Origin of the sequence: Streptomyces sp. NPDC058469 (assembly GCF_042721125.1) — a bacterium.
GTDB lineage: Bacteria > Actinomycetota > Actinomycetes > Streptomycetales > Streptomycetaceae > Streptomyces.
In genome coordinates, this window is sequence record NZ_JBHXME010000009.1 from 116,676 (window position 1) to 123,190 (window position 6,515).

Annotated in this window: 7 protein-coding genes; 2 read left to right on the forward strand and 5 right to left on the reverse strand. The window is 69.9% G+C overall.

Annotation, left to right across the window (positions count from 1 at the left end; translation table 11 throughout):
• The first annotated feature begins 120 nt into the window (after window positions 1-120).
• A complete protein-coding gene (gene ftsH / locus ACFWP5_RS08000; RefSeq protein WP_384151972.1) occupies window positions 121-2,154 on the forward strand; it encodes an ATP-dependent zinc metalloprotease FtsH in 2,034 nt (677 codons plus the stop codon).
• A 129-nt stretch (window positions 2,155-2,283) separates the two neighbouring features.
• Window positions 2,284-2,889, forward strand: coding sequence for a GTP cyclohydrolase I FolE (gene folE / locus ACFWP5_RS08005; protein WP_317773667.1), 606 nt, complete (start codon window positions 2,284-2,286; stop codon window positions 2,887-2,889).
• Window positions 2,890-3,023: 134 nt separating this feature from the next.
• Here the strand turns inward: folE and ACFWP5_RS08010 are convergent, their stop codons facing one another.
• From ACFWP5_RS08010 to folP, 5 genes are all read right to left on the reverse strand, one after another.
• A complete protein-coding gene (locus ACFWP5_RS08010; RefSeq protein WP_384151975.1) occupies window positions 3,024-3,512 on the reverse strand; it encodes a DUF3180 domain-containing protein in 489 nt (162 codons plus the stop codon).
• Window positions 3,513-3,571: 59 nt separating this feature from the next.
• The gene (gene folK / locus ACFWP5_RS08015) at window positions 3,572-4,183 is read right to left on the reverse strand and encodes a 2-amino-4-hydroxy-6-hydroxymethyldihydropteridine diphosphokinase (protein WP_384151978.1); all 612 of its coding nucleotides are present in this window, start codon (window positions 4,181-4,183) and stop codon (window positions 3,572-3,574) included.
• Window positions 4,180-4,539 (reverse strand): dihydroneopterin aldolase, encoded by a 360-nt coding sequence (gene folB, locus ACFWP5_RS08020; RefSeq protein WP_033286136.1) that lies wholly within the window; start codon window positions 4,537-4,539, stop codon window positions 4,180-4,182. The genes folK and folB overlap by 4 nt, the downstream gene beginning before the upstream one ends.
• 301 nt (window positions 4,540-4,840) lie before the next feature.
• Window positions 4,841-5,344, reverse strand: coding sequence for a nuclear transport factor 2 family protein (locus ACFWP5_RS08025; protein ID WP_384151981.1), 504 nt, complete (start codon window positions 5,342-5,344; stop codon window positions 4,841-4,843).
• Entirely contained in the window at window positions 5,341-6,249 is a 909-nt protein-coding gene (gene folP / locus ACFWP5_RS08030; RefSeq protein ID WP_384151984.1) for a dihydropteroate synthase, read from the reverse strand. Before folP ends, ACFWP5_RS08025 begins: the two co-directional genes overlap by 4 nt.
• Window positions 6,250-6,515: the final 266 nt, after the last annotated feature.

Below are 6,515 nucleotides of genomic sequence, written 5' to 3' on the forward strand. Positions count from 1 at the left end.
CAGACGGGTCTCCCAGCAGTCCCGTGCGGCTTCGGCCCACCATGCTGGGGTACCGTCAGAAGAACTGTCTTTATCAAACTCACTATGGCAGGAGGGACGGAGCGACTTCGCTCCGTATGGATGGACGTGAAGCGATACTTCCGTGGGCCGGTCATGTGGATCGTGCTGGCCGTCCTTGCCGTGGTCGTGTTGATGCAGGTCGTCGGCTCGTCCGGCGGCTACAAGACGGTGGACACCGGCCAGATCGTCCAGGCGATCAATGACAACAAGGTCGAGTCGGCCAAGATCACCACCGGCGACGAGCAGACCATCAAGGCCACGCTCAAGGACGGCGTCAAGGTCGACGGCAGCTCCAAGATCCAGGCGAGCTACATCGGCGACCAAGGCGTGGACCTCGCGGCCACGCTGCAGACCAAGTACCAGGACAAGCAGATTCCGGACGGCTACACGGTCTCGCCGACGAAGCAGAACGCTTTCGTCGGGATTCTGCTGTCGCTGCTCCCCTTCGTCCTCATCGTGGTCGTCTTCCTGTTCCTGATGAACCAGATGCAGGGCGGCGGCTCCCGAGTCATGAACTTCGGGAAGTCCAAGGCCAAGCTCATCACCAAGGACACCCCGAAGACGACGTTCGCGGACGTCGCGGGCTCCGACGAGGCCGTCGAGGAACTGCACGAGATCAAGGAGTTCCTCCAGGAGCCGGCGAAGTTCCAGGCCGTCGGCGCCAAGATCCCCAAGGGCGTACTCCTGTACGGCCCTCCCGGCACCGGCAAGACCCTGCTGGCGCGCGCCGTCGCGGGCGAGGCCGGGGTGCCCTTCTACTCGATCTCCGGTTCCGACTTCGTCGAGATGTTCGTCGGTGTCGGTGCCTCCCGAGTCCGTGACCTGTTCGAGCAGGCCAAGGCGAACGCTCCGGCGATCGTCTTTGTCGACGAGATCGACGCGGTCGGCCGCCATCGCGGCGCCGGCCTCGGCGGTGGTCACGACGAGCGCGAGCAGACGCTGAACCAGCTGCTCGTCGAGATGGACGGCTTCGACGTCAAGGGCGGCGTGATCCTCATCGCCGCGACGAACCGGCCCGACATCCTCGACCCGGCCCTCCTGCGCCCCGGCCGCTTCGACCGCCAGATCGCGGTCGACCGTCCGGACATGCAGGGCCGTCTGGAGATCCTCAAGGTTCACCAGAAGGGCAAGCCGGTCGCACCGGACGTCGACCTCTCCGCGGTCGCCCGTCGTACGCCGGGCTTCACCGGCGCGGACCTGGCCAACGTCCTCAACGAGGCCGCCCTGCTCACCGCCCGGGGCAACCGCAAGCTGATCGACAACTTCATGCTGGACGAGGCGATCGACCGTGTGGTCGCGGGCCCGCAGAAGCGGACCCGGATCATGTCGGACAAGGAGAAGAAGATCACCGCGTACCACGAGGGCGGACACGCCCTGGTCGCGGCGGCTTCCCCCAACTCCGACCCGGTCCACAAGATCACGATCCTCTCCCGAGGCCGTGCTCTGGGCTACACGATGGTCCTGCCGGAAGAGGACAGGTACTCGACCACACGCAACGAGATGCTCGACCAGCTCGCCTACATGCTGGGCGGCCGCGCGGCCGAGGAACTGGTCTTCCACGACCCGACCACGGGCGCCGCGAACGACATCGAGAAGGCCACTGCCACGGCCCGCGCGATGGTCACGCAGTACGGCATGACCGAGCGTCTCGGCGCGATCAAGTTCGGCGGCGACAACACCGAGCCCTTCCTGGGCCGGGAGATGTCGCACCCGCGCGACTACTCGGAAGAGGTCGCCGCGCTCGTCGACGAAGAGGTCAAGAAGCTCATCGAGAACGCGCACAACGAGGCCTGGGAGATCCTGGTCGAGAACCGTGACGTGCTCGACGCGCTCGTGCTCCAGCTGCTGGAGAAGGAGACGCTGAACAAGGAGCAGATCGCCGAGGTCTTCACTCCCATCATCCGGCGTCCGGCCCGTCCCTCGTGGACCGGCTCCTCCCGCCGCACGCCGTCCACCCGCCCGCCGGTGCTCTCCCCCAAGGAGCTGTCACTGACGAACGGGACGAACGGCGCGGGTCCCGCGATCACCGCCGGTGCGACCGCCGAGTCCTCTCCCACGCTGGAGAAGGCTCCGGAGGACCGCCCCGACAACTGACGCGAGCCTCACACGGCCCGAAATGGATGCCGCGTCCCCCTGGTCTTAGCCTGGGGGACGCGGCATTTCCTTTTGCCCGCAGCTGAGGCGTGTGCCCCACACGCGACCCGCACAGGAACGAGGCACGACATGACCGACCCCGTGACGCTCGACGGCGAGGGAACGATCGGCGTCTTCGACGAGAAGCGCGCCGAGAACGCCGTACGCGAACTGCTGATCGCGGTCGGCGAGGACCCGGACCGTGAGGGGCTCAGGGAGACACCGGCGCGGGTGGCACGGGCGTACAAGGAGATATTCGCGGGGTTGTGGCAGAAGCCCGAGGACGTGCTGACGACGACGTTCGACCTGGGGCACGACGAGATGGTCCTGGTGAAGGACATCGAGGTCCTGAGCAACTGTGAACACCATCTGGTGCCGTTCGTCGGTGTCGCCCACGTCGGCTACATCCCGTCCGCCGACGGGAAGATCACGGGGCTGTCGAAGCTGGCCCGGCTGGTGGACGTCTATGCCCGGCGGCCGCAGGTGCAGGAGCGGCTCACCACGCAGGTCGCGGACTCCCTGATGGAGATCCTGGAGCCGCGGGGTGTCATCGTCGTCGTCGAGTGCGAGCACATGTGCATGTCGATGCGGGGCGTGCGGAAGCCCGGCGCGAAGACCATCACCTCGGCGGTGCGGGGGCAGTTGCGCGATCCGGCGACGCGCAACGAGGCGATGAGTCTGATCATGGCGCGGTAGCGCTCCGCTGGGTGGACCGTGCCGTGACGGGGGTCGTCTGTCGGGTGCGGCTTCGTTGTGGCTGGTCGCGCCGTTCCTCGCGCCCCTTTGGGCGCCTCAGGTGACCGGCGCTGCCCCAGTCCCGTTTGGGGCGCTCAGGTGACCGGTGTTGCCCCGGCCGTGTTGTTGTCGTCGTCCTCCGGGAGTTTGCAGACGCGCTCCAGGAAGATCGCGGCGACTATCACCGCGATGCCCGCCAGGACCGAGAAGCCGGCGTAGATGGCCTGGTCGCGGCGGGCCGGGATGTCCAGGGACTCCAGGAGATAGGCGCCCGTGCCGCCGTACATGCCGGAGACGAGGGCGGCGACCAGGGCGCTGGCCTGGCCGAAGACGACCGCGCGGGCGGCCATCAGGGGGTCGACGCCCTTGGCGCCGGGGCGGCGCTCGCGCTGTGCTTTGAGGCGGGCGCGCAGCGAGAGCGCCGTGGCCAGCAGGACCACGGCGATCACGGCGAGGACGATGGGCGCGGCCAGTGGGACGCTTGGCAGGGTCCCCACCGCGCTCCACAGGCGGGCCCCCGCCCAGGACAGCACTCCGGCGATGACGAACACGCCGGCCAGCACCCTGATCCGCAGCTCTCTCACGGTGTCCCTTCAGCTCCCCGTGCCCTGTCCGGGCGTTGTGGTCGTCTCGACCTTAACGACTACTCGGGCAGCCGGAGTTCCAGATCCTTGCGGGGCGCGACACCGTCACGCGTGATGACGTCGAGGAGATCGGCGACCGGACCGCGGCCGGCCAACTGTGCCTCGGGCTCCACGTCGTGCCACGGCGCGAGCACGAAGGCCCGCTCGTGGGCGCGCGGGTGGGGGAGCGTCAGGACCGGGTCGTCCGAGACGACGTCGGCGTACGCGACGATGTCGACGTCGATCGTGCGCGCGCCCCAGCGCTCCTCGCGGACCCGGTGGAAGGCCTCCTCGACCGCGTGCGCCCGCTCCAGCAGGGAGGACGGGGGCAGGGTGGTCTTGAGGACGACGACCGCGTTGAAGTACGACGGCTGGCTGCCGGGCTCGACGCCCCACGGCTCCGTCTCGTAGACCGGCGACACGGCCTTGATGCGGACGCCGGGGGTGTCCTCCAGGGCGTCGATGGCGCCCTGGAGGGTCTCCAGGCGGTTGCCCAGGTTCGCGCCGATCGAGATCACGGCGCGCTTCGGGTTGCTGAGCGTGGTGTCGGCGGCGTCCACCTGCTGCACCACGGAGGCGGGCACCGGCTGGACGGTCGGGTCGCTGTGACCCTCGGTGAACGAGAAGGTCATACTCGGCTCCGGGTGATGGTGACGGTCACGTCGTCGAAGGGGACGGTGATCGGGGCGTCCGGTTTGTGGACGCGGACCTCGACCTCCTCGACCCCTTCGTGTTTCAGGCAGGTCTGCGCGATGCGCTCGGCGAGGGTCTCGATGAGGTTGACGGGCTCGCCCTGGACGACGGCCACGACCTCCTCGGCCACGATGCCGTAGTGCACGGTCTTCGCCAGGTCGTCGTCGGCGGCGGCCGGCCGGGTGTCCAGGCCCAGGACGAGGTCCACGATGAAGGTCTGGCCCTCCTCGCGCTCCTTGGGGAACACGCCGTGGTGCCCGCGGGCCTTCAGGCCGCTCAGCGCGACACGATCCACGCGAATCACTCCTGCAATCGTCGGTGGTGGCCGGTTCGTACCGTGTGCGGGCGGTACCCCGGCCTCGAACGAATCTACCTGCGGGCACTGACAACGCCGGGCCACGAGGGCGTGGGCACTGTCCGGGGCCAGAGGGTTCATCGAGCGTTTCCCCTGGGGAACCCGGTGGCTCATGGGTCGGTAGCCGCCCCTACCCCGGGGTTCGTGATTCCAACCACTTCTTGGTCCCGACGGGTTGCGACGGGGACCGAACGGGGTCCGCCGGGGGTCCGCCGGGTTCTCCGAGGGGGCGCCTACCCACTCAGGTGGGGGTGTCCTCGCTGTCGTCCTCGTCGTTTTCGGCCAGAACCGGGGACGCGTGGTGCGACCAGAGCTTCCAGCCCTCGGGGGTGCGCCGGAACACGTTCGTGGCGACCACGAGCTGGCCCACCAGCGGGCCCAGTTCGTCGCTGTCGTCGGGGGAGGGGCCGCCGCTGAGGATGTTCTCCGTGCAGGCCACCAGCGCGGTGTCGCCGGTCACCGAGACGTGCACGTCGGTGAGGAAGAACTGGATGTACTCGGTGTTCGCCATGATCAGCGCGTACGACCGGAGGACCTCGCCGCGACCGGTCAGCACCGGCCAGCCCGGGTGCACGCAGGAGATCACGCCGCTGTCCGCCGGGTCGTGGTACTCCTCGTCGACGCCGAGGTCGGCCGGGGTGAGCCAGAGCGCGGACAGTTCGTCGAAGTCGCCGCGCTCCAGCGTCTCGTAGAACGCGGTGTTGGCGAGTTCCACCTGCTCGACGTCGGTGTGCGGGGCGGTCACAGGGCTCCCTCGGAGCTGGTGTGCGAAGCCGCTCGGGCGCCCGGGGCGCGCGCTCCTTCGACGGCGCGTGCGACGCGTACGGCGTCGGCCGTGGCGCGGACCTCGTGGACGCGCACCGCCCACGCGCCCGCGTGCGCCGCGAGTGCGGAGACGGCGGCCGTGGCGGCGTCGCGCTCGCGCGCGGGCGGGGGCGCTCCCTCGGGGCCGGCGAGGACCCGGCCGAGGAACCGCTTGCGGGAGGCGGCGACCAGGAGGGGGTGGCCGAGGGCGAGCAGGCGGTCGAGGTGGGCGAGGAGGACGAGGTCGTGTTCGGCGTCCTTGGAGAAGCCGAGGCCCGGGTCCACGACGACACGGTCGGGGGCGACGCCGCCGGCCAGAACGGCCTCCACGCGTGCGTGCAGTTCGTCGACGACCTCGGTGACGACGTCGTCGTAGACGCCCCTGACGTTGCCGCCCTCCAGGAAGCCGCGCCAGTGCATGACGACGAAGGGGGCGCCCGAGGCGGCGACGACCGGGATCATCGCGGGGTCGGCGAGGCCGCCGCTGACGTCGTTGACGAGGGCGGCGCCCGAGGCGAGGGCCTGCTCGGCGACGGAGGCGCGCATGGTGTCGACGGACACGGTGACGCCCTCGGAGGCGAGGCCGCGGACGACGGGGATGACGCGCTTGAGTTCCTCGGCCTCATCCACGCGGGAGGCGCCGGGGCGGGTGGACTCACCGCCGACGTCCACCAGGTCGGCGCCCTCGGTGACCAGGCCGAGGCCGCGCTTGACGGCTGCCGTGGTGTCGAAGAAGCGGCCGCCGTCGGAGAAGGAGTCCGGGGTGACGTTCACGACTCCCATGACCGCGCACCGGTCCCACTCCGGAAGGCCCGTGACGCGCCCGCGTCCGCTCTGCTTGCTCATACGTTCAGCGTAGGCCCAGAGGGAGGGGGTACGGCCCTGCGGGCCGGGTGGAAGACGGCTGGTCCGGTGCGGTCCGCTTCGCCGTGGGAGGGGTACGAGGGCCCTGGAGGCGGCCCTCGGCCATGGACCGGGTGTCGGTGGACGGCCGGCCCTCGCCGGGTTCACCCGCGCCCCGCACAGGGCTCGTCCGCGCCCGTCGCCGTGGCGTCCGTACGACCCGGACGGAGTTTCGGGGCCGGCCCGAGCGGTCCCACCCCGGCTGGAGG